This is a genomic window from Candidatus Accumulibacter sp. ACC007, from assembly GCF_907163205.1.
Classification (GTDB): Bacteria; Pseudomonadota; Gammaproteobacteria; order Burkholderiales; family Rhodocyclaceae; genus Accumulibacter; species Accumulibacter regalis.
In genome coordinates, this window is the sequence record NZ_CAJQUD010000010.1 from 19,441 (window position 1) to 40,470 (window position 21,030).

A 21,030-nucleotide genomic window follows, 5' to 3' on the forward strand; every position below is an offset into this window, starting at 1 on the left:
AAGAATTCCCCAGCCCCCGTCATTGCGACGAGGCGCAGCCGACGCGGCAATCCAGTTCCATTCTCTGACTAAAGGTGCGCCACGGCAGCCGAGCGAAAAACAAGACCTCTGGATTGCCGCGTCGGCTACGCCTCCTCGCAATGACGTGCGGGCGGATGTGGCGCCGCGTTTTCGACGCGACTTTCAGCGCCCCTGAGAGCAGGGTGAAACCCGTGGGCTGGCCGGATTTCGCCCGTGTCCTACGGCTGCCGGCGTCGCCAAATCCGGGCAGACGTTCCACCAGCTCCCCTCCCTTCGCCCGCGGTGATTGCACGGCTGCCCGCCGATCGGCGAGAATCGGGACGGAACGGTCACCGGGCAACCGAACGGGGAGAAAGAAATGGCTTTCGCAAGACGCTATCTGACAGCGCTGGCACTGGGCGCGCTGGCGCTCACCACGCTCACCGCACTCACCGCACTCGCCGACCCGCGGCCATTCGAATCGACCGATCTGGGCCGCATCCGGCGCAATGATCAAGGCCAGCTGGAAGTGGTCAAGACGCCGCCGGACGGCGCATCAGGCGCGTCATCCGGGCCGGCCGACGCTGCCGCGCGCCAGCCGGCGGCGCCGGCTCAGCTCGGCGGGAAGAAAGCGCCGGCGGCTGCAGCGGGTGGCCGGACCATCGTCGTCGGTCCACAGGAGCCGGTGCGCAGCATCCAGGAAGCGGCGCGCATGGCGCGCGACGGTGACACCATCGAAATTCGCCCCGGCGACTACCGGCAGCAGGCTGTCGTGTGGACCCAGGCGCGGCTGACCATCCGGGGAATCGGCAAGCGTCCGCGGCTGATCGCCGACGGCGACCACGCCGAGGGCAAGGCCCTGTGGGTGGTGCGCAACGCAGACATGCTGATCGAGAACGTCGAATTCAGGGGGGCGCGCGTCCCCGACGGTAATGGCGCCGGCATCCGCTTCGAAAAAGGCCATCTGAAAGTCGTTCGCTGCGCGTTTTTCGACAACGAGATGGGCATCCTGACCAGCAATTTCGCCGACGCCGTTCTCGAAGTCGAGGACAGCGAGTTCGGTCAGGCGCCGAAGCACGCCGGCGCGCTGCATCACCTGCTTTACGCGGGCCAGATCGCCCGGTTGAGCGTCAGGGGGAGTCGCTTCCAGCAGGGTTTCCGCGGCCACCTGATCAAGTCGCGGGCGCGTGAAAGTTCCATCCTCTACAACCTGCTGGTCGACGGTCCGGACGGCAGTGCCTCGTACGAACTCGAGTTTCCGAACGGCGGCCTGGCGTGGGTGATCGGCAACATCATCGGGCAAAGCGACAACACCGACAACCGGGAGCTGGTTTCCTACGGCGCCGAAGGTCCGCACTGGCCCGACAACGCGCTCTACCTGGCCCACAACACGCTTGTCGACCCCTTGCTCGTTGGCCGCTTCCTGCACGTCTGGAGCGACAAGATGCCGCCCGGAACCGAGGTCTGGGCGGTCAATAACCTGCTCGTTGGGCATGCGGTTTTCGCGGCACAAGGGCCCGGTCGTCATGACGGCAACCTGGTCGTCGATCGCTCGCTGCTCGTCACTGGCGACGCCTTGCCGTTCAGGCTGCCCAACAACTCGCCCCTGCGCGGCACGGCGCCGTCGCCCGGCTTTGCGCGTCAGCAGAATCTGGCCCCCAGCGCCGAATTCAAACTACCCGCCGGAACCCGCCCGCTACCCGCCGGCAGTCCCCTGACCGCGGGCGCCCTGCAGTAGAGTCCCGTCGTCAGGCGGGTACTCGCCAGGGTCGTGTTGCTTTCCTGATGAGCCTTTCGGTAACCCTGAAAGTGGCGCGAGATCCTTGTCGTGCGTTTGTGGCTGTACCGTGGCCGGCGCACACCGTTGCCCCCACCACCGTCATTGCGAGGAGGCGCAGCCGACGCGGCAATCCAGTTCCATTCTCTGACTAATGGTGCGCCGCATCAGCCGGGCGAAAAACAAGACCTCTGGATTGCCGCGTCGGCTCCGCCTCCTCGCAATGACGTGCAGGCGGGTGTGGCGCCGCATTCCGGTGTGGCGCCGCATTCCGCATTCCGCATTCCGCATTCCGCATTCCGCATTCCGCGTTCCGCATTCCGCGTTCCGCATTTGCGCATTCCCGACGCAACTTTCAGCGCCCCTCCCAGCAGCGTGAAACCCGTGCGCTGGCCGGATGTCGCCCGCTCCCTACGGCTGCCCGCGTCGCCAATTCCGGGCAACCATTCCCCCACCACCGTCATTGCGAGGAGGCGTAGCCGACGCGGCAATCCAGTTCCATTCTCTGACTAATGGTGCGCCGCATCAGCCGGGCGAAAAACAAGACCTCTGGATTGCCGCGTCGGCTACGCCTCCTCGCAATGACGGGCAGGGCGGGTGTGGCGCCGCATTCCGGTGTGGCGCCGCATTCCGCATTCCGCATTCCGCATTCCGCATTTGCGCATTCCCGACGCAACTTTCAGCGCCCCTCCCAGCAGCGTGAACCCCGTGCGCTGGCCGGATGTCGCCCGCTCCATACCGCTGCCCGCGTCGCCAAATCCGGGCAAGAATTCCCCCACCACCGTCATTGCGAGGAGGCGCAGCCGACGCGGCAATCCAGTTCCATTCTCTGACTAATGGTGCGCCGCATCAGCCGGGCGAAAAACAAGACCTCTGGATTGCCGCGTCGGCTCCGCCTCCTCGCAATGACGGGCAGGCGGGCGGGTGTGGCGCGGCATTCCGCATTCCGCTGTCCGCATTTGCGCATTCCCGACGAGGCTTTCACCCAGCCGGGTTGCCCGCCCTTCAGTCTTCGTCCATGACGACGTTGGTATAGACGTCCTGGACGTCGTCGAGCGCGTCGAGGGCGTCGATCAGCTTCTGCATGCGCTGCGCTTCGTCGCCGGTGAGCGGCGTCTCGTTTTCGGCTTTCATCGTCACGCCGCCGTACTCGGACTGGAAGCCGGCGGCTTCGAGCGCGTCCTTGACCGAAAAATAGTCGCCTGGCGCGGTGATCACTTCGACCGATCCGTCGTCGTTGCTGAGCACGTCTTCGGCACCGGCTTCGATCGCCGCGTCCATCAGCGCCGTTTCGTCGGTACCGGGGGCGAACAGCAACTGCCCGCAGTGGGTGAACTGAAAAGCGACGCAGCCATCGGTGCCGAGATTGCCGCCGTATTTGTTGAAGGCGTGCCGCACGTCGGCGACGGTGCGCGTGCGGTTGTCGGTCAGGCAATCGACGATCACCGCCGCGCCGCTGATGCCGTAGCCTTCGTAGCGAATCTCGACGTAATCGACGCCTTCGAGTTCGCCGGTGCCTTTCTTGATCGCGTTGTCGATCTTGTCCTTGGGCATGTTCACCCCCTTGGCCTTGTCGATCGCCACGCGCAGGCGCGGGTTGAAGGCCGCGTCGCCGCCGCCCATCTTGGCCGAAACGGTGATTTCCTTGGCCAGCTTGGAGAATGAAGCGCTGCGTTTTTCATCCTGGCGGCCCTTGCGGTGCTGGATGTTTGCCCATTTGGAATGTCCTGCCATGCTGACCTCTGCTGATCGCGATCTTGCTGCAGGCGTTGCCGGGGCAACAAACCTGGCCGCAAATGGTTGATAATCAAGGTCGGCATTCTAGCACCTCGCGAATTCTCATCCCTCCCAGTCCCTACTTTCCGGAGTCGCCCATGAGCAAACCCCTCGCCATCGCCAAGCACGAAGACACCGAACTGGCCTTGTTGCCAGCGCTTGCCAACCGGCACGGCCTGATTACCGGCGCCACCGGTACCGGAAAAACGGTGACCCTGCAGGTTCTCGCCGAGCGTTTTTCGGAGATCGGCGTGCCGGTGTTCATGGCCGATGTGAAAGGTGATCTCTCGGGCCTGGCGGCAGAGGGCAGCGTGTCGACAAAGATGCAGGCGCGCCTCGACGCGCTGGGCATCAAGGAGCACACGCCGAGCAAATGCCCGGTCGCTTTCTGGGACGTCTTCGGCGAGCAGGGTCACCCCGTGCGGGCGACGATTTCGGACATGGGGCCGGTCCTGCTGGCGCGTCTGCTGAACCTCAACGACACCCAGACCGGCGTCCTGCAAATGGTATTCAGGATTGCCGACGACAACGGCCTGCTGCTCCTCGATCTCAAGGATCTGCGGGCGATGCTGCAGCACGTCGGCGAGAACGCCAAGAGCTTCAGCAGCGAGTACGGCAATGTCTCGGCGGCGTCGATCGGCGCCATCCAGCGCGGCCTGCTGAACCTTGGCGACCAGGGCGGTGACGTCTTCTTCGGCGAACCGATGCTCGACATCGCCGACCTGATGCAGACCGACAACGGCAGGGGAGTGGTCAATATCCTCGCCGCCGACAAGCTGATGACTTCGCCGCGGCTGTACTCGACTTTCCTGCTCTGGCTGCTGGCCGAGCTTTTCGAACAGTTGCCCGAAGTCGGCGACGTCGAAAAACCGAAGCTGGTCTTCTTCTTCGACGAGGCGCACCTGCTGTTCAGCGAAGCGCCGGCGGCCTTGCTGGAAAAGATCGAACAGGTGGTGCGGCTGATTCGCTCGAAAGGTGTCGGCGTCTATTTCGTCACCCAGAATCCGCTCGACATCCCCGACAGTGTTCTCGGCCAGCTCGGCAACCGCGTCCAGCACGCGCTGCGCGCATTCACGCCGCGCGACCAGAAAGCCGTCCGCGCGGCAGCGCAGACGCTGCGCGCCAATCCGCGTTTCGACGCCGAGACGGCGATCACCGAACTCGGCGTCGGCGAAGCGCTGGTTTCCTTTCTCGACGAAAAAGGGCGGCCGAACGTCGTCGAGCGCGCCTTCGTCCTGCCACCCGCCTCGCGCATGGGGCCGCAGACCGCCGACGAGCGGCAGGCGGTGATCAAGGCGTCGACGATCTACGGGCACTACGAGGCGGTGGTCGATCGCGAGTCGGCCTACGAGCTGCTGCGGGCTCAGGCGGCCGCTCCCGGAGACGCTGCTGGCGCGCCGCAGCCGGCGGCCAGCGAGCCGCAGCCAGACTCGTCGTCGAGCGGCGGCTGGCTCGGCGGCCTCGCCGACCTCTTCGGCGGAGGTTCCAGCGGCGGTCGCTCGCGGGGCGGCGATTCGGTCGCCACCACGGCCGCCAAGAGCGCGGCGCGAGCGATTGGCTCGCAAGTCGGTCGTCAGCTCATTCGCGGCGTGCTCGGTTCGCTGCTCGGCGGCGGTTCGCGGCGGCGCTGAGTTTCTGTCCTCCCGCTGAGTTCCTGTCCTCCTCATTCACTATCCACCACCGCTCCTGCACCCTCCGAGCCCTCTGTCACTGTCGCCCCATGTCTACCAACCTATCTCCAATCAATCCCTGGTACGTCTGCCTCTGCAAGCCTCGCCGCGAGGCGCTGGCCGTGCGCAAGCTCGAGGAGCAGGGCTACGAGGTTTTCCTGCCCATGCTCACGCAATGGGAAAAAGCCAAGGCTGGCTGGACGAAGCGGCAGCAGGTGATGTTCCCGCGCTACAGTTTTGTCCGTTGCGGTCGCCCCGAACAGAGCATCGGCCCGATTCGCAGCACGCCCGGCGTCAGCGGACTGGTCAGCTTTGGCGGAATCCCCGCCACCCTGGATGAGGCGACACTGGCCGCAATTCGCTCACTGGCTGAACGGCAGGCCGCGGCAGTGGACGAGAAAGTGCACCCCTTCCATGCCGGTGACAGCGTCGAGATCGCTGCCGGGCCGCTCAAAGGCCTGTCCGGCATCGTGTCCGCGATCGCCGAGGAGCGGGTCGTCGTCATGCTCAGCCTGCTCGGTCGCGAAAAGGCCGTCGCTGTGCCGGCTGGGCACGTGACGCTGACGTGAGGCAGCGGTCATCGCCCGATAAAACGGGCTCCTGCAGCGATCGCTGCGATCCCCGGTAGGAGCTCGCTGCATCGGGCGAAACCACGACACGCAGCGAACCGCAACCATGCCCCCCAGCCAACCCCACGCCGAAGATCTCCGCCAGGGCCGCTGCTCACAATCCGGGCAGGTCTACCTGCTAACCCTGGTGACCGCCGAACGAGCGCGCGTCTTCGAGCACTTCACCACGGCACACCAGGCTGCTCGCTGCTTCAATGAGCGAGCAGTGCGCCGCTACGGCACGACGCTGGCCTTCGTGGTCATGCCGGACCATGTCCATTGGTTGCTGGAGCTGGCTTCGGAGGTCAGCGTCAGCGAGGCTGTGCGCGTCTACCGCGCCAAGGTGAGTCTGAGCCTGGGCCGCCGAATCTGGCAAAAAGGATTCCACGATCGCGCCCTGCGCCGCGATGAAGATCTTGCGACCGTGGCGCGCTACGTCGTCCGCAACCCCGTGCGCGCCGGCTTGGTTGAGCGATTGGGAGACTACCCGCACTGGGATGCCGTCTGGATTTAGAGCCCATCGCCCGACCCGTCACGCACCTCACGCCCTGTAGGAGCCCGATTCATCGGGCGATGACGACGTATCGTGCTGTCAAAGGCGCTCGATTACACGAAGCGCCAATCGCCCGATAAATCGGGCTCCTACAGGTTGGCCAGCGCGTTGCCGTACGCCTACGAACATGCCGATGACCCGATCTGCCAGGCCACAACCGCCACGCACCTCCCCCCTGTAGGAGCCCGATTCATCGGGCGATGACGACGCACCGTGCTGTCAAAGCGCTCGATTACACGAAGCGCCAATCGCCCGATAAATCGGGCTCCTACAGGTCGGCCGGCGCGTTGTCGTACGCCTACGAACATGGCCATCCCCCGATCTGCCAGGCCACAACCGCCACCAACCGCCCCCTGTAGGAGCCCGATTCATCGGGCGATGACGACGTATCGTGCTGTCAAAGGCGCTCGATTACACGAAGCGCCAATCGCCCGATAAATCGGGCTCCTACAGGTCGGCCGGCGCGTTGTCGTACGCCTACGAACATGGCCATCCCCCGATCTGCCAGGCCACAACCGCCACCAACCGCCCCCTGTAGGAGCCCGATTCATCGGGCGATGACGACGTATCGTGCTGTCAAAGGCGCTCGATTACACGAAGCGCCAATCGCCCGATAAATCGGGCTCCTACATCTTGGCCGGCGCGTTGCCGTACGCCTATGAACATGCCCAGCCCCCGATCTGCCAAGCCACAACCGCCACCAACCTCCCCCTGTAGGAGCCCGATTCATCGGGCGATGACAACGCACCGTGCTGTCAAAGGCGCTCGATTACACGAAGCGCCAATCGCCCGATAAATCGGGCTCCTACAGGTTGGCCAGCGCGTTGCCGTACGCCTGCGAACATGCCTATCCCCCGATCTGACAGGCCGCAACCGCCACGAACCTCACGCCCTGTAGGAGCCCGATTCATCGGGCGATGACGACGCACCATGTTGTCGAAGCGCCCAAGCTCACCCAGCCGCTCGAGAACCCACCGCTATCCTCGGTAGCGAAAATCGTTGAGCTCCGAGGCAAAAAATCGCATCATCGCCATGTCTGCAACGAATGGAACCCAGCGCCCTTTCAGTCGCGTTATCGTGATCATCTTGCGTTGAGCAGCCACCCATGGACAACGAGGCACCAGCGAGCGACGACTACGATACCCCGTGGAAAGACGCGATCACGCGCTACTTTCCCGAGTTCATGGCCTTCTATTTCCCGCTCGCCCACGCTGAAATAGACTGGCAGCAAGCACACGTCTTCCTCGATCAGGAACTCGCCCAGATCGTGCAGGATGCCGAACTCGGCAAACGGCTGGTGGACCGCCTCGTACAGGTAAGTACTCGCGACGGGGGCGAGCAGTGGGTCTACATTCACGTCGAGGTCCAGGGACAGCACGACGCCAATTTTCCTGAGCGCCTGTTCACCTACAACTACCGGCTCTACGACCGCTACCGCCGGCCAGTCGCCACCCTCGCCGTGCTGGCCGACGATGGCGAAAACTGGAAACCCACTCACTTCGGCTACCGGCTGTTCGGCTGCGAAATGGGTATCCGCTTCCCGACCGTAAAGCTCCTCGATTACGCGGATCAGGTCGAAGCTCTCCTGGCCGATACCAATCCCTTTGCCCTGGTTACCGCCGCGCACCTATTCACCCGCAAGACGAAAGGTGACCCTGAACAACGTTATGCGGCAAAATGGCGGCTGGCCAAGCTCCTCTACGAACGCAACTGGGACAAGCAGCGCATCATCGACCTGTTCAGCGTCATCGACTGGCTGATGCGCTTGCCGACCGAGCTCGAGAAGCGGCTGATGGACGAAGTCTACACATTGGAAAGGAACGTCACCATGCCTTACGTCACCTCTGCCGAACGCTTCGGAATCGAAAAAGGCTTGCAGCAAGGCTTGCAGCAAGGCTTCCAACAAGGTCGCCAGGAAGGCCGCCAGGAAGGCCGCCAGGAAGGCCGCCAGGAAGGCCGCCAGGAAGGCCGCCAGGAAGGCGAGGCCGCACTCTTGCAGAGCCTTCTCGCCCGTCGCTTCGGTGCGCTGCCCGACTCTGTCCGCATCCGACTGGACGGGGCCACCGTCGAGCAGCTCGAAAGCTGGGCCATCAAGGTGCTCGATGCGCGATCGCTGGACGAAATTTTCGATCAGGGTTGAAGCAGACAAACACCGCCACCGCCCAATCCGTCAGGCGAAAACATCCACGCACCTCACCCCCTGTAGGAGCCCGATTCATCGGGCGATGACGACGTGTCGCTCCGTCGAAGCGCCCGAGGTCACCACCCGCCAATCGCCCGATGAATCGGGCTCCTACAGGTTGGCAGGCGCGTTGCCGACCGAGCTCGAGAAGCGGCTGATGGACGAAGTCTACACATTGGAAAGGAACGTCACCATGCCTTACGTCACCTCTGCCGAACGCTTCGGAATCGAAAAAGGCTTGCAGCAAGGCCGCCAGGAAGGCCGTCAGCAAGGCCGCCAGGAAGGCGAGGCCGCACTCTTGCAGAGCCTTCTCGCCCGTCGCTTCGGTGCGCTGCCCGACTCTGTCCGCATCCGACTGGACGGGGCCACCGTCGAGCAGCTCGAAAGCTGGGCCATCAAGGTGCTCGATGCACAATCGCTGGACGAAATTTTCGATCAGGGTTGAAGCAGACAAACTCCGCCACCGCCCAATCCGTCAGGCGAAAACATCCACGTACCTCACCCCCTGTAGGAGCCCGATTCATCGGGCGATGACGACGTATCGCTCCGTCAAAGCGCCCGCGGTCACCACCCGCCAATCGCCCGATGAATCGGGCTCCTACAGGTTGGCTCTTGCAGAAGCCGGGCGGCGCGGCTGGGTCTCTGACCTGCCCGCTTCGCGATAGCCGACCATCACCCCTGTAGGAGCCCGACTTGTCGGGCGATGACGACGTGTCGCTCTGTCGAAGCGCCCGAGGTCTCGATCCGCCAATCGCCCGATGAATCGGGCTCCTACAGGTTGGCTCTTGCAGAAGCCGGGCGGCGCGGCTGGGTCTCTGACCTGCCCGCTTCGCGATAGCCGACCATCACCCCTGTAGGAGCCCGACTTGTCGGGCGATGACGACGTGTCGCTCCGTCGAAGCGCCCGAGGTCTCGATCCGCCAATCGCCCGATGAATCGGGCTCCTACAGGTTGGCAGGTGTTCCGCCGGAGCTTCCAGGTCAGCTCAAGCGCGGCGGCGGCCGTCACCAGCGGCGTTGCCTCTCAACTCGGATGCAAAGAAAACCATCACTGTAACGAGCGACCAAGCCCTCGTGCGTGACCAGTTGCATCGTTTCGGTCAGGGCCTGCGCCACAAGAAGGCGGTCGAAGGGATCCTGGTGGTGTGCGGGGAGCCCTTCTATCGCAGCAGCAGGTTCGGGTTCTACAGGAAGCAGGCGGTATCTCGCCTGGCGAAAATATTCCCGCGCAAGCTTGCCAGAAACCGGCATGTCACCTCGTCCCAGGCTGTGTTTGATGCTGATTTCCCATATCGTCACAGAACTGACCCGGATCGTGCTTTTTGGCGCGACGATCAGTTCGCGAGCTTTTGCCGACAAGCCGGGATGATCGGCAATAGCCCACAAGGCCATATGAGTATCGAGCAGAAGCTTCAAGATCCAATCCGCTGCAGAAACAGCCGAGCCACGTCTTCATTGTTCGCGTCGATATCCTCCGGAACGTCGAAAGCGCCCCTTGCCACGCCAATGCGCTGCTCTGGCGGTTGCTCCGCGATCGGAACCAGGCGCGCTGCTGGTCGTCCGTTCCGGGCAATGACGATTTCCCGTTCCTTGCCCTGTTCGATGGCTTCAACAAGGCGCGACAAGTTCGACTTCGCCTCCAGCATGTTCACGGTTGCCATGGCCACCTCCGTTGAATGATGAGATGAGTCTAGGCGAGCCAGAGCGCGTAGCCCAGCATCGCAAAATCCGCCAGCTGTAAGCCGCCACGAACGCCGCCATCGCGCGATCCGCCGCCACGCTCCCCCCTGTAGGAGCCCGATTCATCGGGCGATGACGACCTGCCTGTCCGCGCCGGGGTGAAACCGGCGTCCACAAGCCGACATAAATCTGGTGCGAGCAAGGCCGGAGCTGTGGTCTGGAACGTTGGTTAGAGAGCGCCAAGAGAGGGCCGCCCGGCCCGTGGGCAAAGGCGGTCGGTGCAGGGGCTGGCCGAGGACGGTTTCTGAATCAGGCGTCGTGCTGCTCGCGCATCCGGTAGGACGATCCTTCGATGACCAGTGTCTCGGCATGATGCAGCAGGCGGTCGAGCAAGGCGGCAGTGAGGGTGCTGTCGTTGTTGAAGATCTCCGGCCATTGTTTGTACGCTTTATTCGACGTGATGATTGTTGAACCGCGCTCATAGCGCTGACTGATCACCTGGAAGAGGCCATCGGCGCCAAACTTGTCAATCGGCAGATAGCCCAATTCGTCGACGCAGAGGATGGCGGGTTTGAGCAGCCTGGTCATCTCGCGTTTGACCCCGCCGGTGGCCTGGGCGGCGGCCAGCGCATTGACGATGTCGACGGCGGTGGTGAACAGCGTCGTCAGGCCCTGCAGGCAGGCCGCATGAGCGAGGGCTATGGCTAGATGGGTCTTGCCGACGCCGACCGCGCCGAGGAGGATCACGTTGCCATGCGGCGGCACGAAGTCGAGCCGGAACAGATGCTGGATTTGCGGCCGATTGATCTTCTTCGGCCACGACCAGTCGAAGCCGTCCAGCGTCTTGATGCCGGGCAAGCGCGCGGCCTTAATGCGGCGGGCAATCAGCGCCTCATCGCGGCGAGCGACCTCGCCGGCCACCAGGTCTTCGAGAAAGCGGCCATGAGACCACGACTCACGGGCCGCCTGAGCCATCAAGTCCGGCGCGTGCTGAACGAAATACGGCAGCTGCAAACGACCCAGATGCTTCGCGAGAAGCGCCTCAGACATGGTCATGATCACCTCCTACCTCGTCTTGCGGATTGTTTCCCGTGCGGATGCCAGAATAAGCGGACAAGTCCGGTGGTGGCAGTTCAAGCTCCAGCAGATCCTGCCGGCGGATAAGGTGTAGCGGGCTCGGCTCGGGCAACTGGCGGCGACGTGCGTCAATCAGATGGGCGATGTATTCGCTGCTGAAGGCCTCAAAGGTCAGGGCATCGGTCATCGCCCGCACGACCGCGTCGTCACCGTGGATCTCGGCCAGTGCCACGATCTTGCGCACATGCGCGATCGCATTCCCCCGGCGATCGAGCAAGCCGGCGTGATATTTCTCTGCCAGTGGCGTCAAACCCAGGAAGCGCTTGAGTACCAACGCATCGCGGGCATGCCGACGTTGAGCGATCAAGGCCTTCGGGTGATCGGGGTCCTCGATGTCCTGATGGCGTTCGAAGGAACGCCCATGGCGGGCGACCAATTCGCCGTCGTGATAGACACAGACGCGATCCGGATAGACCTTCATCGTCACCGGTCGGCCCGCCAGGCGGGCGGGGACGGAATAGCGATTGCTCTCGAGCGTGACCCGGAACTGTCGGTTGGCACGAACGGTCAGGACGCGGCCGACATCGAACAGCCGGGGATTGACCGGCTGCAGATGAGCGCGTTCCTCGACCCAGAGGTCTTCCGGCCGGCGTTGTGTTTCGCGATGCAGGCGGACGTTGGCAACCGTCTCCAGCCACAGCCTGACGGCCGGATTGAGCGCGCTGAAGTTTGGCAGCTCCAGGCCGGCCAGGAAATTGGTTTTGACATAAGCGACGCCCCTTTCCGCGCGTCCCTTCTCATTCCCTTTTCTCGGCGCACAGGCGACGATTTCGAAGCCGTAATGGCGGGCGAAGTCGAGATAGCGGGGATTGAACTGCACCGGCTCGCCACGCACATGGCGCAAGACCGCACTGCGCAGATTATCGACCATGACCTTGCGCGGCACCCCCAGGGCAGCAAAGGCGTTGATGTGTGCCGCCAGGAAGTGCTCCATCGTTTGCGAGAGCGCAAACTCGACGTACAGCTTCCGGCTCCAGGCCAGCACCATGACGAAGAACGAAAGGCGGCGGCGGGTGTTGCCCACGGCGATGGTGCCGTATTCCCCCCAGTCGACCTGGGCGACTTCCCCGGGGGCGAAGGCCAGGGTCAGGAAGGCTTCGCGCCGGGGTGGGCGGATCTTGTGGACGTAGTCCTTGACGATGCTGATGCCGCCCTCGTAGCCAGCATCCCGCAGGCGTTGAAACACCTGCTGGGCGGTGAGCGGATGCGCATCGAGCCAGCCGACGATGCGCCCCTTGTAGGGATCGAGCTTGCTGGCCCGCGGCACGCGCGCCCGCGGGGCGTACGGGCGGTCGATCCAGTGGCGGACGGTCTTGACGTCCAGGTCCAGGCTAGCGGCAAGTTGGGGGGCCGTCAGATGACTGGCCACCCCCTCGTGAATGGCGCACCACGTGGCATAGTCGATCATGGCCGGCTCTCCAGAACAGCGCGCAGCCGCGCCAGACGCGTGCCGACCGGCACACACTCGGGCACGCTCAGGACCTGGTACAACGGTGCGTCGTAGGCGATCAGGTCGAGGGCGATCAAGTCCCGGCGGGCGCGGGCCAGGCGAACGGCGTCCATCTGCAGTCGTCGGCAGAGGCTGGCCTCGCTGTAGTAGGAAAGACCGCAGGCGTCGGCGACAGTGACCAGAAACAGGTACAGCGCCCAGGCGCAGACGTCAGCCTTCTCGATGTAGTGTTCCCGCACCAGCCGATGATCGAGCCAGCTGAAATGCGCGGGCACCTGCCGCTGACGTTGCGGATTCAATAGCCGCTTGGTCGGACTGTTCATGCGGGCCTCCTCGAATGTCCTGTCCCAGTTGTAGCAGCCGGGTCAGGGCCGAGGCGATGTCATCTTGTAACGTACTGCCCCAGATATGGGCGATTAATCCAATCAGAACAGTAGGTTGGGCGTTCAAGAAATCTTGTAACGGTGGCGCCAGTTCGATCGTGGGAGCGTTACAAGATTTCTTCGCTGGGCGCACGGCCTCTGCTGGCAGGGGCGCCGAGGCGTCAGGCTCGAACATTAAGGTTTCTTGTATCGCGGACTCGGCAAGCGGCGCACGCTTGCCGCGGCTGTATCCAGGGTGCTCCTGTCGCCAGGCCTGGACCCGCGCCACGGCTTCCGCTCCGCGGTGATAGTCGGGGTTCTTGGCGAGCCATTTCGCCTGGCTGGCCCGCTTGCTCGCTGCCTTGCACGCCGCGGACCCGCAATAACGCTGATGCCGCGCGTTACGCCTGTCCGGCACAAACGCCTGACCGCAATTCACGCAGGGGTCCTGCTTCTCTCTGTCCATCTCGCGTCCCCTCCTGCCTCATCACAGGACGGGCTACTACACGATCTGGAAATAAAAGGCTCTATGTCGTTTCGTGTGGAACCGGCGATGGGTTTCGCGTTTTGAGGGAGCGGTGATGTCAAGGGCGGACGCAGTCCGGGCGCAGCCGAACCCTTTACATCGCTGCCCGCTCGCTTACGCTTGCTCCGGGCCGAGGAAGGCAGTCTGCCGCCCTCGGCATGGAGGACAATGGCGGCCTTTCCTCTCGCGACCGGTTCCTCATGATTGAAACGCTGTTTACCCAAGCTCTGGGTCTCGTTGCTCCTTGGCAGGTAGCTGAAGTCATCTTCAAGCCAGAGTCCGGACGGATCGATTTCCAGGTCCGATTTGGCGCAGCCATTCATGTTTGCCCGGCTTGCGGTGCGGCGGCGCAGCCGCTGCATGACCGTTTGGCGCGTTCCTGGCGCCATATGGATTTCTTTCAGTACGAAGCCCACCTGCATGCCGAGGTGCCGCGAGTGGCCTGTGCCGGTTGCGGCAAGGTCACGCAGATTCCTGTGCCCTGGGCGCGTGAAGGGAGCCGCTTCACGCTGCTGTTCGAGGCCTTGACGTTGATGCTGGCGCCGACCATGTCGGTCTTGGCAGCTGGCCGACTGCTGCGCGTGCGCAGTCGCAGACTGTGGCGCGTGATCAATCATCATGTGGGCCGGGCGCGCGCCCAGGAAAGTCATGCCAGGGTTCGCGCGATCGGCGTCGATGAGACCGCCAGTAAACGCGGCCAGACGTATATCTCTGTTTTTTATGACCTCGACGCACAGCGTCTGCTGTTTGCCACACCGGGCCGGGACAAGGCCACGCTCGGGAAGTTCGCCAGCGACCTTACCGAGCATGGTGGCCAGCCCACCGCGATCACCCATGTCAGCATGGACATGAGCGGCTCGTTCCAGGCCGGCGCCGCCGAGCATTTTCCCGCAGCCGAGGTCTGTTTCGACCGCTTCCACGTGGTCGCTCTGAGCAGCACGGCGCTGGACGAGGTGCGACGCGCCGAGGTCAAGAGCGCGCCCGAACTCAAAGGCACCCGCTGGGGCCTGCACAAGAAACCCGCCGACTGGACCGTCAAGCAAACCGACACCATGCACTGGTTGCAGCGCTCGAACCTCAAGACCGCACGGGCCTGGCGGATCAAGCAGGCGCTGCGCTCCATCTACGCCACCGCCACGACACCTGACGAGGCCGAACCCCTGCTCAAGCGCTGGCTCAGCTGGGCCAGCCGCTGCCGACTCGAACCTTTCAAGCGCCTCGGCAGGACGATCACCAAGCATCTTCCTGGCGTCCTCAACGGTTTTCACCCCGGCAAGCACAATGGCCGGGTCGAAGCGATGAATCGAGCGCTCCAGGAGGCGCGCGCAAGGGCACGCGGCTATCGCCGCGTCGAAAACTTCATCGCCATGGCCTACCTTATTGCTGGGAAGCTCACTCATTTGCCCGCCTCGCCCTTCGCCCCATTCTTGCCCGTTCCACACGAAACGACCTAAACCCAAATAAAACCAAAGAAGACCCAAACAGCGAAGAAAAACCAGCTCTATATCAAGCGCTCGAAGAACATCCACCCCAAGAACATCCAGCTTCGCGCCGGCTGACGGCGACCAGTTTCAGCTTGGCCGCGACAACCTGCCGCCCCGTCGAAGCGCCCCGAGGTCACCCACCCGCCTATCGCCCGATGAATCGGGCTCCTACAGGAAACCGCAATCGCCCTTGCCCCTTCCGCCAACATCCCCTGTCATCCGCGTTCATCTGTTGAACAAGACACCATGACCCCGGCCGAGCAAGTGCACCTGCGCATCCTCCGAATCGTCGAGGAAGAGCCACAGATCAGCCAGCGGCAGCTTGCTGAACGGCTTGGCGCCAGTTTGGGCAAGACCAATTACCTGCTCAAGGCGCTGCTCGAAAAAGGCTACATCAAAGCCGGCAGTTTCCTTCGCGCCGAAGACAAGCTGAAATACGCCTACCTGCTGACTCCCGAAGGCATCCGCGCCAGGCTGCGCCTGACCCGCGACTACCTTGCCCGCAAGGAAGAGGAGTATGTCGCGATGAAAGTGGAAATCGAAGGTATGCGCGCCGAGCTGGCCGCTCAGGACGATCAAGGCTGAACCGCGACAAACCGTAGTGCTGACTGGAAAAGCCGCCAGGCCCGAAAAGCTAAACGGCGGCAATGTACATGAAATCACCGCTCCACCGAAGCGCTGGCGTCGGTCGCACCTGGATAGGGCGGTGCCCACCGCCGGAGGCGTGCAACATGCTGAATGCCCACGCATTCTGGTATGGCGGTAGCGTTCCTGGATGACACGCAGGCCGGCGCATAGAGGGCCACCCGATAAATCGGCCATCCTACGGATGGCGCCGCGTTGGCCAGAATCCCGATGAGCCTCCCGCAACGCTTATGAACCGTCGAATCTTGCAGCTCCGGCCCAACGCCACCAAGCTTTTCCCGCCCGAACCCCGTCAGCCAGATCGCAAGAATCGTGCTCAATGTCACAGCCCATTCCAGCACCCCCGTGGATAATCTTGCATAAGCCGACAACAAGATCAGAAACCCGCAGCAATCGGTCGAACCCGGGAGAGAGCAGGGCTCTCCGGCGAAGCCGTGCAACATGCTGAATGCCCAAGCATTCTGGTATGGCGGTAGCGTGTCTGGATGACGCGCAGGCAGGCGAAACGAGGGTCGCCCGATGAATCGGGCGATGACGGCATATCGTGTTGTCGAAGCGCCGGAGATCACCCACCCGCCCATCGCCCGATAAATCGGGCTTCTACACGTTGGTAGCCACGGCGAGCTGCCATCGCTTACCACAAGCTTCGCTGCTTGGTGTCAGCAAGCAGCTGCGCTTCGTCCGCCACCGTCGGAAGCTTGGCGTAGAATCAAGGCCTTGGCTAGTGTTGAAAGGAGACGACGTGAGAACCAGTTACGAAACAGATGTCGTGGCCTGGGCGAGCGAGCAGGCCGGGCTGCTTCGTGCCGGGCAACTCGAATTGCTCGACCGAGAGCACATAGCTGAGGAGATCGAGGACGTGGGCAAGAGCGAACAGCGCGAACTCGCGAGCAGGATGGCGGTGCTGCTGGCTCACTTGCTTAAGTGGCGGTATCAGCCGGAAAGGCGGGGAACCAGCTGGGAAAAGACGATCCTGGCGCAGCGTAAGGAAATTGCCTACGGACTGCAGGACGCTCCCAGCCTGGCCCGCAAGCTTCGTGAAGCTCAATGGCTTGAGATGGTGTGGGCCAAGGCCGTTGCTCAGGCCGTCGGCGAATCTGGACTGGACTGTTTCCCCGACGCGTGCCCCTGGGCAATCGAAGAGGAAGTTCTGAACGATCGCTGGCTACCCACGTGACGTTGGGGCGTTGATGGCTCCTCCACGCCAGCACGCGCATTGCGGAATGCCAAAAAATACCGCCGCCGCCCTACGCCAGGCGACAAGGATTGCAGCAGGGAATGCAGAAAGGAGAGCAAAAAGGCATGCAAAAAGGGGAGGCTACCCTCCTGCAGAGCCTGCTTGCCCGTCGCTTCGGCGCTTTGCCTGATGCCATCCGCGCCCGACTGGCCAACGCCACAGTTGAGCAACTCGAAAGCTGGGCGCTCAAAATCCTTGACGCAAAGTCCCTGGACGAAGTCTTCGATGGGGATTGAGCACCGAACTTCTGCCACCTTGCTGCGCTCCGCGGAGTGGCGGTGGCAATGGCGGTGATGCGGCGAGGTGATTGCCGCAGGCGTCGCCAGTACGAACATGGCGCTGGCCAGCCCACTTCGCCGTCATTGCGAGGAGGCGCAGCCGACGCGGCAATCCAGAGGTCTTGTTTTTCGCCTGGCTGATGTGGCGGACGAGTAGTCAGAAAATGGAACTGGATTGCCGCGTCGGCTGCGCCTCCTCGCAATGACGTACGCTGGTGTGGCGCCGCATTCGCCGTTCCTGACGAGACCTTCAGCAAATCTGACCGCGGCGCGACAGGGCAAAATGGCGGCAAGTGCAGTGCTGCATTCCCGATGAGACCTTCAGCGACCGTGACAGCAGCGTGAAACCGTGGGGTGGCCGGATTTCACCCGCTCCCTACGGCTGCCCGCGTCGCCAAATCCGTGTAACCCTTCCCCAGCTCCCGTCATTGCGAGGAGGCGAAGCCGACGCGGCAATCCAGTTCCATTCTCTGACAAATCGCGGCGCTGATCGAGGCCGACCCCGGCGAGGGGTCGCCGGCGGGTGACCACCCGGATATCCTGGCCACGCTTGTCCAGGCCTATGAAGTCAAGCCTCTTCCCGTCAGTCCGCCTGATCCGCTTGAAGCCGTCAAATTCCGCATCGAGCAAGGCGGTTTGTCGGTCAAGGATCTGCAACCGCTCATTGGCAAGAGCAAGCGCATACACGAGATCCTGAACCGCAAGCACCCGCCAAAGTTGCCAATGATTCGCAGGCTTCACCAGAAGCTCGGGATCCCGGCGCAAGTTCTGATCCCTCGAACTCGCTGCCGCGACCGGCTCTACGACCAGGGCAGGTCGCCGGCGGCGCGCTGCTCGCGACATGGCCGTGGCCACCTGCTTCTGGAAAGCCTCTGTGAGAGGGCGACGGGGGTAACTCCGTCCCCTGCGCGATCATCGGGCGATAATTGCCCCCGAATAGCGCAATACCGCAGAATAGCCGCTGGAAAGGAACGCCACCATGCCAGAAGCTCCCCGTGCCCGCCTGACCAGCGCCCAATCGACCACCGCGAAAGCTCGGCAATCAACGTGCTGGCCACCCGTTATCTGGCCGCTGTCCGTGCTCGACCTTGACTGCCGAAACCGCCACCCATGCGCCTGATCACCCTGCAGATAGAAGCCATCCGCGATCTTTCCCGGCAAGTGGCCGGCGAGCAGGCGCGCGTCCGCGTATTTGGTTCCAGGCTGGACGACCGCGCGCGCGGTGGCGATCTCGACCTGATGATCGAATTGAATGAACCCGTTCCCAACCCCGCGCTTCTCGCGGCCCAGCTCTCGGCCAAAGTCTCGCGCACGCTGTGCACGGCCGCAAGGTCGATGTGCTGATCAGCGCACCCAATCTGCGGCGCCTGCCGATTCACGACGTCGCCTACCAGGAAGGCGTCCTGATATGACCCTTGACCCCATTCTTGCCGAACGCCTGCGCTTCCTGGTCCGAGTCGTACGCAAGGAATGCCGCCACCTCCAGGCGACAGACCAGCGCCTTTTCGCCGTCCCGTTCACACCCCGGAGGGCGGCACAACTCGACGCGGACGCCGACCTCGCCGAGCGTGTCGAGGCCTTCGCCAGCAGATACGGGCGTTTGCAGGGCACGCCGGGTGACAAGTTGTTGCCGCTTACCCTGCTCGCGCTGGGCGAGAAACCCGCTGCCGGCATAGACAACCTCGACCGCGCCGAGCGGCTTGGTCTGCTCGATTCGGCAGATGAATGGATGGCGATGCGCAAGATCAGGAAGCAGATGGTCCACGAATACATTGAAGACATGACGGTGCTTGCCAGCGCCCTGCGCCCTGCACACGGCGCATGACTTTGTTCCTGTCCTGATAGCCGCTGCGAACGCCATGGTCTCCGAAGCCGAACAGCGCGGTTGGCTATGATGCGAATCAACGATCAACCCCCCCGTGGGCAGTCCAGGCATCCTGCGTAGGAGCCCAATTTATCGGGCGATAACTGGCTCCTCCCCGTGACGATGCGAGAGATCGAACTGTCATCGCCGGCGATGCGCAGCAATCCAGCCCCCTCGCCTCACCACCCCCGGCAAGAAAACCAACGCCGCATCAGCAAAACGCCCATGGATCGTGACCAATATCACGCCCAGCACCGGAACCATCATCAATAATTGCCGCATGGCCAACGACAACACCAGAATCCGCTACCGAGTACAGGCCCGTGACGAGGCCAGAACCAGAGCCGCCTGCCCACGGACCGTTGATGATCGGCTCGCCGCCTTCACCGCACCCCCGATTGACCCGCAGCACGCAGATCAGCCATACTCCGCCCCTGGATTTTCCGTTGGATCTCCTTTGCTTAGTCTTTCCAAACCACCATGTCCCTCACCAACGAGGTAGCCCTCATCTCCGGCGTCAGGGGCCAGCGATCTTGCCGAATGCCTGCACAACAGGAGTTGCCAGGTCCTCGGCATCAAGCGCCGGTCGTCGCTCACCGACACGGACTGCATCGACCACCTCCACCCCACGTCGGGCAATCCGCATCGTCGCCGACATTGCCCACGTGCGTCACGCGAGTACAGTGTGACTTCCCAAACTCTCCAGCAAACAGCGCTGCAACTTGAGACCACTTGATCATGGCCCAGATCATCCACAACAGAAAAATCCGTATTGCCGTCGTCGGTTGCGGTCGTATTGCCAAGAATCATTTCGCGTCGATTGCCGCTCATTCCGAAGATCTTGAACTGGTGGCGGTATGTGATACCCACGCCGGGACACTTGAAGCACACATGGCGCAGTATCAGGTGCCGGGTTACCAGCGTCTGGAGGATATGCTCAAGACCGAGCAGATCGACCTCGTCGCCCTGTGTACTCCCAGCGGTCTGCACCCCGGGCAGGCCATCACGGCTGCTCGCCATGGCGTCAATGTCATGACCGAAAAGCCGATGGCCACCCGCTGGCAAGACGGTGTGCGGATGGTCAGGGCCTGTGACCAGGCAGAAGTGCACCTCTTCGTCGTCAAACAGAACCGCCGCAATACGACCCTGCAACTGCTCAAGCGGGCAGTCGACGAGAAGCGCTTCGGCAAGATCTATATGGTCGCGCTCAACGTCTTCTGGAGTCGCCCGCAGGACTACTACGATTCGGCGAAGTGGCGCGGCACCTGGGAACTCGACGGCGGCGCATTCATGAACCAGGCCAGCCACTACGTCGATCTCATCGACTGGCTGATCGGGCCCGTCGATAGCGTGCACGCAATGACCGCAACTTTGGCCCGCGACATCCAGGTCGAGGACTCCGGTGTGCTGAACATTCGCTGGCGCAGCGGCGCTCTCGGCTCGATGAGCGTCACCATGCTCACCTTTCCGAAAAACCTCGAGGGGTCCATCACCATCCTGGGTGAAAAGGGCACCGTGCGAGTTGGCGGCGTAGCGGTGAACGACATCCAGGTCTGGGATTTCGCGGAGCCCCGCGACTACGACGCAACCATCAAGGAAGCCAACTACGAAACCACGTCGGTGTACGGTATCGGTCACCCCTTGTACTACAAGAATGTAGTCGACGTTTTCCGCGGCGCAGCCGAGCCGGAAACCGATGGGCGCGAGGGCTTGCGCTCGCTGGAAGTGCTGATTGCCGCGTATCTGTCGGCCCGCGACGGGCGCACGGTTTCTCTGCCGCTGGAATACTGAGCGCCGTGGGT

Annotated in this window: 19 protein-coding genes and 1 pseudogene; 14 read left to right on the forward strand and 6 right to left on the reverse strand. The window is 63.0% G+C overall.

The features are described 5' to 3' along the window. Window positions 1–379 precede the first annotated feature (379 nt). Window positions 380–1,738 carry a hypothetical protein gene (locus QZ634_RS19270; RefSeq protein WP_291991117.1) on the forward strand — a complete coding sequence of 453 codons (1,359 nt, stop codon included), beginning with the start codon at window positions 380–382 and terminating at the stop codon, window positions 1,736–1,738. 1,044 nt (window positions 1,739–2,782) lie between these two features. Here QZ634_RS19270 and QZ634_RS19275 read toward each other — a convergent pair. Then, entirely contained in the window at window positions 2,783–3,511 is a 729-nt protein-coding gene (locus QZ634_RS19275; protein WP_291991118.1) for a YebC/PmpR family DNA-binding transcriptional regulator, read from the reverse strand. A 140-nt stretch (window positions 3,512–3,651) separates the two neighbouring features. On the opposite strand from QZ634_RS19275, the gene QZ634_RS19280 reads away from it, so the two are divergent. The 5 genes from QZ634_RS19280 to QZ634_RS19300 all read left to right on the forward strand — a co-directional run bounded on the left by QZ634_RS19280 (window position 3,652) and on the right by QZ634_RS19300 (window position 9,011). Further along, on the forward strand, window positions 3,652–5,184 hold the full coding sequence (locus QZ634_RS19280; RefSeq protein ID WP_291991120.1) for a helicase HerA-like domain-containing protein: 1,533 nt from the start codon (window positions 3,652–3,654) through the stop codon (window positions 5,182–5,184). An 89-nt stretch (window positions 5,185–5,273) separates the two neighbouring features. Then, the gene (locus tag QZ634_RS19285) at window positions 5,274–5,792 is read left to right on the forward strand and encodes a transcription termination/antitermination NusG family protein (RefSeq protein WP_291991122.1); all 519 of its coding nucleotides are present in this window, start codon (window positions 5,274–5,276) and stop codon (window positions 5,790–5,792) included. A 106-nt stretch (window positions 5,793–5,898) separates the two neighbouring features. Continuing rightward, window positions 5,899–6,345: a transposase gene (locus QZ634_RS19290; protein WP_291991124.1), complete on the forward strand. Its 447-nt coding sequence runs from the start codon at window positions 5,899–5,901 to the stop codon at window positions 6,343–6,345. Between the two features lie 1,144 nt (window positions 6,346–7,489). After that, entirely contained in the window at window positions 7,490–8,524 is a 1,035-nt protein-coding gene (locus QZ634_RS19295) for a DUF4351 domain-containing protein (protein ID WP_291991125.1), read from the forward strand. Then, the gene (locus QZ634_RS19300; RefSeq protein ID WP_291991126.1) at window positions 8,487–9,011 is read left to right on the forward strand and encodes a DUF4351 domain-containing protein; all 525 of its coding nucleotides are present in this window, start codon (window positions 8,487–8,489) and stop codon (window positions 9,009–9,011) included. Before QZ634_RS19295 ends, QZ634_RS19300 begins: the two co-directional genes overlap by 38 nt. Window positions 9,012–9,570: 559 nt before the next feature. Here QZ634_RS19300 and QZ634_RS19305 read toward each other — a convergent pair. From QZ634_RS19305 to QZ634_RS19325, 5 genes are all read right to left on the reverse strand, one after another. Continuing rightward, window positions 9,571–9,981: a type II toxin-antitoxin system VapC family toxin gene (locus QZ634_RS19305; protein WP_291991128.1), complete on the reverse strand. Its 411-nt coding sequence runs from the start codon at window positions 9,979–9,981 to the stop codon at window positions 9,571–9,573. Next, the gene (locus tag QZ634_RS19310; protein ID WP_291991130.1) at window positions 9,978–10,226 is read right to left on the reverse strand and encodes a type II toxin-antitoxin system prevent-host-death family antitoxin; all 249 of its coding nucleotides are present in this window, start codon (window positions 10,224–10,226) and stop codon (window positions 9,978–9,980) included. Before QZ634_RS19310 ends, QZ634_RS19305 begins: the two co-directional genes overlap by 4 nt. A gap of 328 nt (window positions 10,227–10,554) precedes the next feature. Further along, window positions 10,555–11,301 (reverse strand): IS21-like element helper ATPase IstB, encoded by a 747-nt coding sequence (gene istB / locus QZ634_RS19315; protein WP_291991132.1) that lies wholly within the window; start codon window positions 11,299–11,301, stop codon window positions 10,555–10,557. Then, window positions 11,288–12,790, reverse strand: coding sequence for an IS21 family transposase (gene istA / locus QZ634_RS19320; protein WP_291991134.1), 1,503 nt, complete (start codon window positions 12,788–12,790; stop codon window positions 11,288–11,290). The genes istB and istA overlap by 14 nt, the downstream gene beginning before the upstream one ends. Beyond that, window positions 12,787–13,155, reverse strand: a complete 369-nt coding sequence (locus QZ634_RS19325; RefSeq protein WP_291985704.1) for a hypothetical protein — start codon at window positions 13,153–13,155, stop codon at window positions 12,787–12,789. Before QZ634_RS19325 ends, istA begins: the two co-directional genes overlap by 4 nt. 765 nt (window positions 13,156–13,920) lie before the next feature. Here QZ634_RS19325 and QZ634_RS19330 point away from each other — a divergent pair. The 8 genes and pseudogenes from QZ634_RS19330 to QZ634_RS19365 all read left to right on the forward strand — a co-directional run bounded on the left by QZ634_RS19330 (window position 13,921) and on the right by QZ634_RS19365 (window position 21,019). Further along, the gene (locus tag QZ634_RS19330; protein WP_291988034.1) at window positions 13,921–15,174 is read left to right on the forward strand and encodes an ISL3 family transposase; all 1,254 of its coding nucleotides are present in this window, start codon (window positions 13,921–13,923) and stop codon (window positions 15,172–15,174) included. 276 nt (window positions 15,175–15,450) lie between these two features. Beyond that, entirely contained in the window at window positions 15,451–15,789 is a 339-nt protein-coding gene (locus QZ634_RS19335) for a MarR family EPS-associated transcriptional regulator (protein WP_291991136.1), read from the forward strand. Between the two features lie 802 nt (window positions 15,790–16,591). After that, the gene (locus tag QZ634_RS19340) at window positions 16,592–17,026 is read left to right on the forward strand and encodes a DUF29 domain-containing protein (RefSeq protein WP_291991138.1); all 435 of its coding nucleotides are present in this window, start codon (window positions 16,592–16,594) and stop codon (window positions 17,024–17,026) included. 101 nt (window positions 17,027–17,127) lie between these two features. Further along, window positions 17,128–17,322 carry a DUF4351 domain-containing protein gene (locus tag QZ634_RS19345; RefSeq protein WP_291991140.1) on the forward strand — a complete coding sequence of 65 codons (195 nt, stop codon included), beginning with the start codon at window positions 17,128–17,130 and terminating at the stop codon, window positions 17,320–17,322. A 519-nt stretch (window positions 17,323–17,841) separates the two neighbouring features. Then, window positions 17,842–18,138 (forward strand): annotated as a pseudogene (locus QZ634_RS19350) (transcriptional regulator); the annotation flags it as partial. Between the two features lie 336 nt (window positions 18,139–18,474). Further along, window positions 18,475–18,708, forward strand: a complete 234-nt coding sequence (locus tag QZ634_RS19355) for a nucleotidyltransferase domain-containing protein (RefSeq protein WP_291991141.1) — start codon at window positions 18,475–18,477, stop codon at window positions 18,706–18,708. Window positions 18,709–18,772: 64 nt separating this feature from the next. Further along, complete coding sequence (locus QZ634_RS19360) at window positions 18,773–19,189, forward strand: hypothetical protein (protein ID WP_291991142.1); 417 nt, start codon at window positions 18,773–18,775, stop codon at window positions 19,187–19,189. 777 nt (window positions 19,190–19,966) lie between these two features. After that, complete coding sequence (locus QZ634_RS19365; RefSeq protein ID WP_291991143.1) at window positions 19,967–21,019, forward strand: Gfo/Idh/MocA family oxidoreductase; 1,053 nt, start codon at window positions 19,967–19,969, stop codon at window positions 21,017–21,019. Window positions 21,020–21,030 lie beyond the last annotated feature (11 nt).

Bases quoted from the DNA above. Each gene is read 5' to 3' on its own strand.
- QZ634_RS19270 (WP_291991117.1), top strand. From the start codon at position 380: ATGGCTTTCGCAAGACGCTATCTGACAGCGCTGGCACTGGGCGCGCTG.
- QZ634_RS19275 (WP_291991118.1), bottom strand. From the start codon at position 3,511: ATGGCAGGACATTCCAAATGGGCAAACATCCAGCACCGCAAGGGCCGC.
- QZ634_RS19280 (WP_291991120.1), top strand. From the start codon at position 3,652: ATGAGCAAACCCCTCGCCATCGCCAAGCACGAAGACACCGAACTGGCC.
- QZ634_RS19285 (WP_291991122.1), top strand. From the start codon at position 5,274: ATGTCTACCAACCTATCTCCAATCAATCCCTGGTACGTCTGCCTCTGC.
- QZ634_RS19290 (WP_291991124.1), top strand. From the start codon at position 5,899: ATGCCCCCCAGCCAACCCCACGCCGAAGATCTCCGCCAGGGCCGCTGC.
- QZ634_RS19295 (WP_291991125.1), top strand. From the start codon at position 7,490: ATGGACAACGAGGCACCAGCGAGCGACGACTACGATACCCCGTGGAAA.
- QZ634_RS19300 (WP_291991126.1), top strand. From the start codon at position 8,487: ATGCGCGATCGCTGGACGAAATTTTCGATCAGGGTTGAAGCAGACAAA.
- QZ634_RS19310 (WP_291991130.1), bottom strand. From the start codon at position 10,226: ATGGCAACCGTGAACATGCTGGAGGCGAAGTCGAACTTGTCGCGCCTT.
- istB (WP_291991132.1), bottom strand. From the start codon at position 11,301: ATGACCATGTCTGAGGCGCTTCTCGCGAAGCATCTGGGTCGTTTGCAG.
- istA (WP_291991134.1), bottom strand. From the start codon at position 12,790: ATGATCGACTATGCCACGTGGTGCGCCATTCACGAGGGGGTGGCCAGT.
- QZ634_RS19325 (WP_291985704.1), bottom strand. From the start codon at position 13,155: ATGAACAGTCCGACCAAGCGGCTATTGAATCCGCAACGTCAGCGGCAG.
- QZ634_RS19330 (WP_291988034.1), top strand. From the start codon at position 13,921: ATGATTGAAACGCTGTTTACCCAAGCTCTGGGTCTCGTTGCTCCTTGG.
- QZ634_RS19335 (WP_291991136.1), top strand. From the start codon at position 15,451: ATGACCCCGGCCGAGCAAGTGCACCTGCGCATCCTCCGAATCGTCGAG.
- QZ634_RS19345 (WP_291991140.1), top strand. From the start codon at position 17,128: ATGCAGAAAGGAGAGCAAAAAGGCATGCAAAAAGGGGAGGCTACCCTC.
- QZ634_RS19355 (WP_291991141.1), top strand. From the start codon at position 18,475: ATGCGCCTGATCACCCTGCAGATAGAAGCCATCCGCGATCTTTCCCGG.
- QZ634_RS19360 (WP_291991142.1), top strand. From the start codon at position 18,773: ATGACCCTTGACCCCATTCTTGCCGAACGCCTGCGCTTCCTGGTCCGA.
- QZ634_RS19365 (WP_291991143.1), top strand. From the start codon at position 19,967: ATGGCCCAGATCATCCACAACAGAAAAATCCGTATTGCCGTCGTCGGT.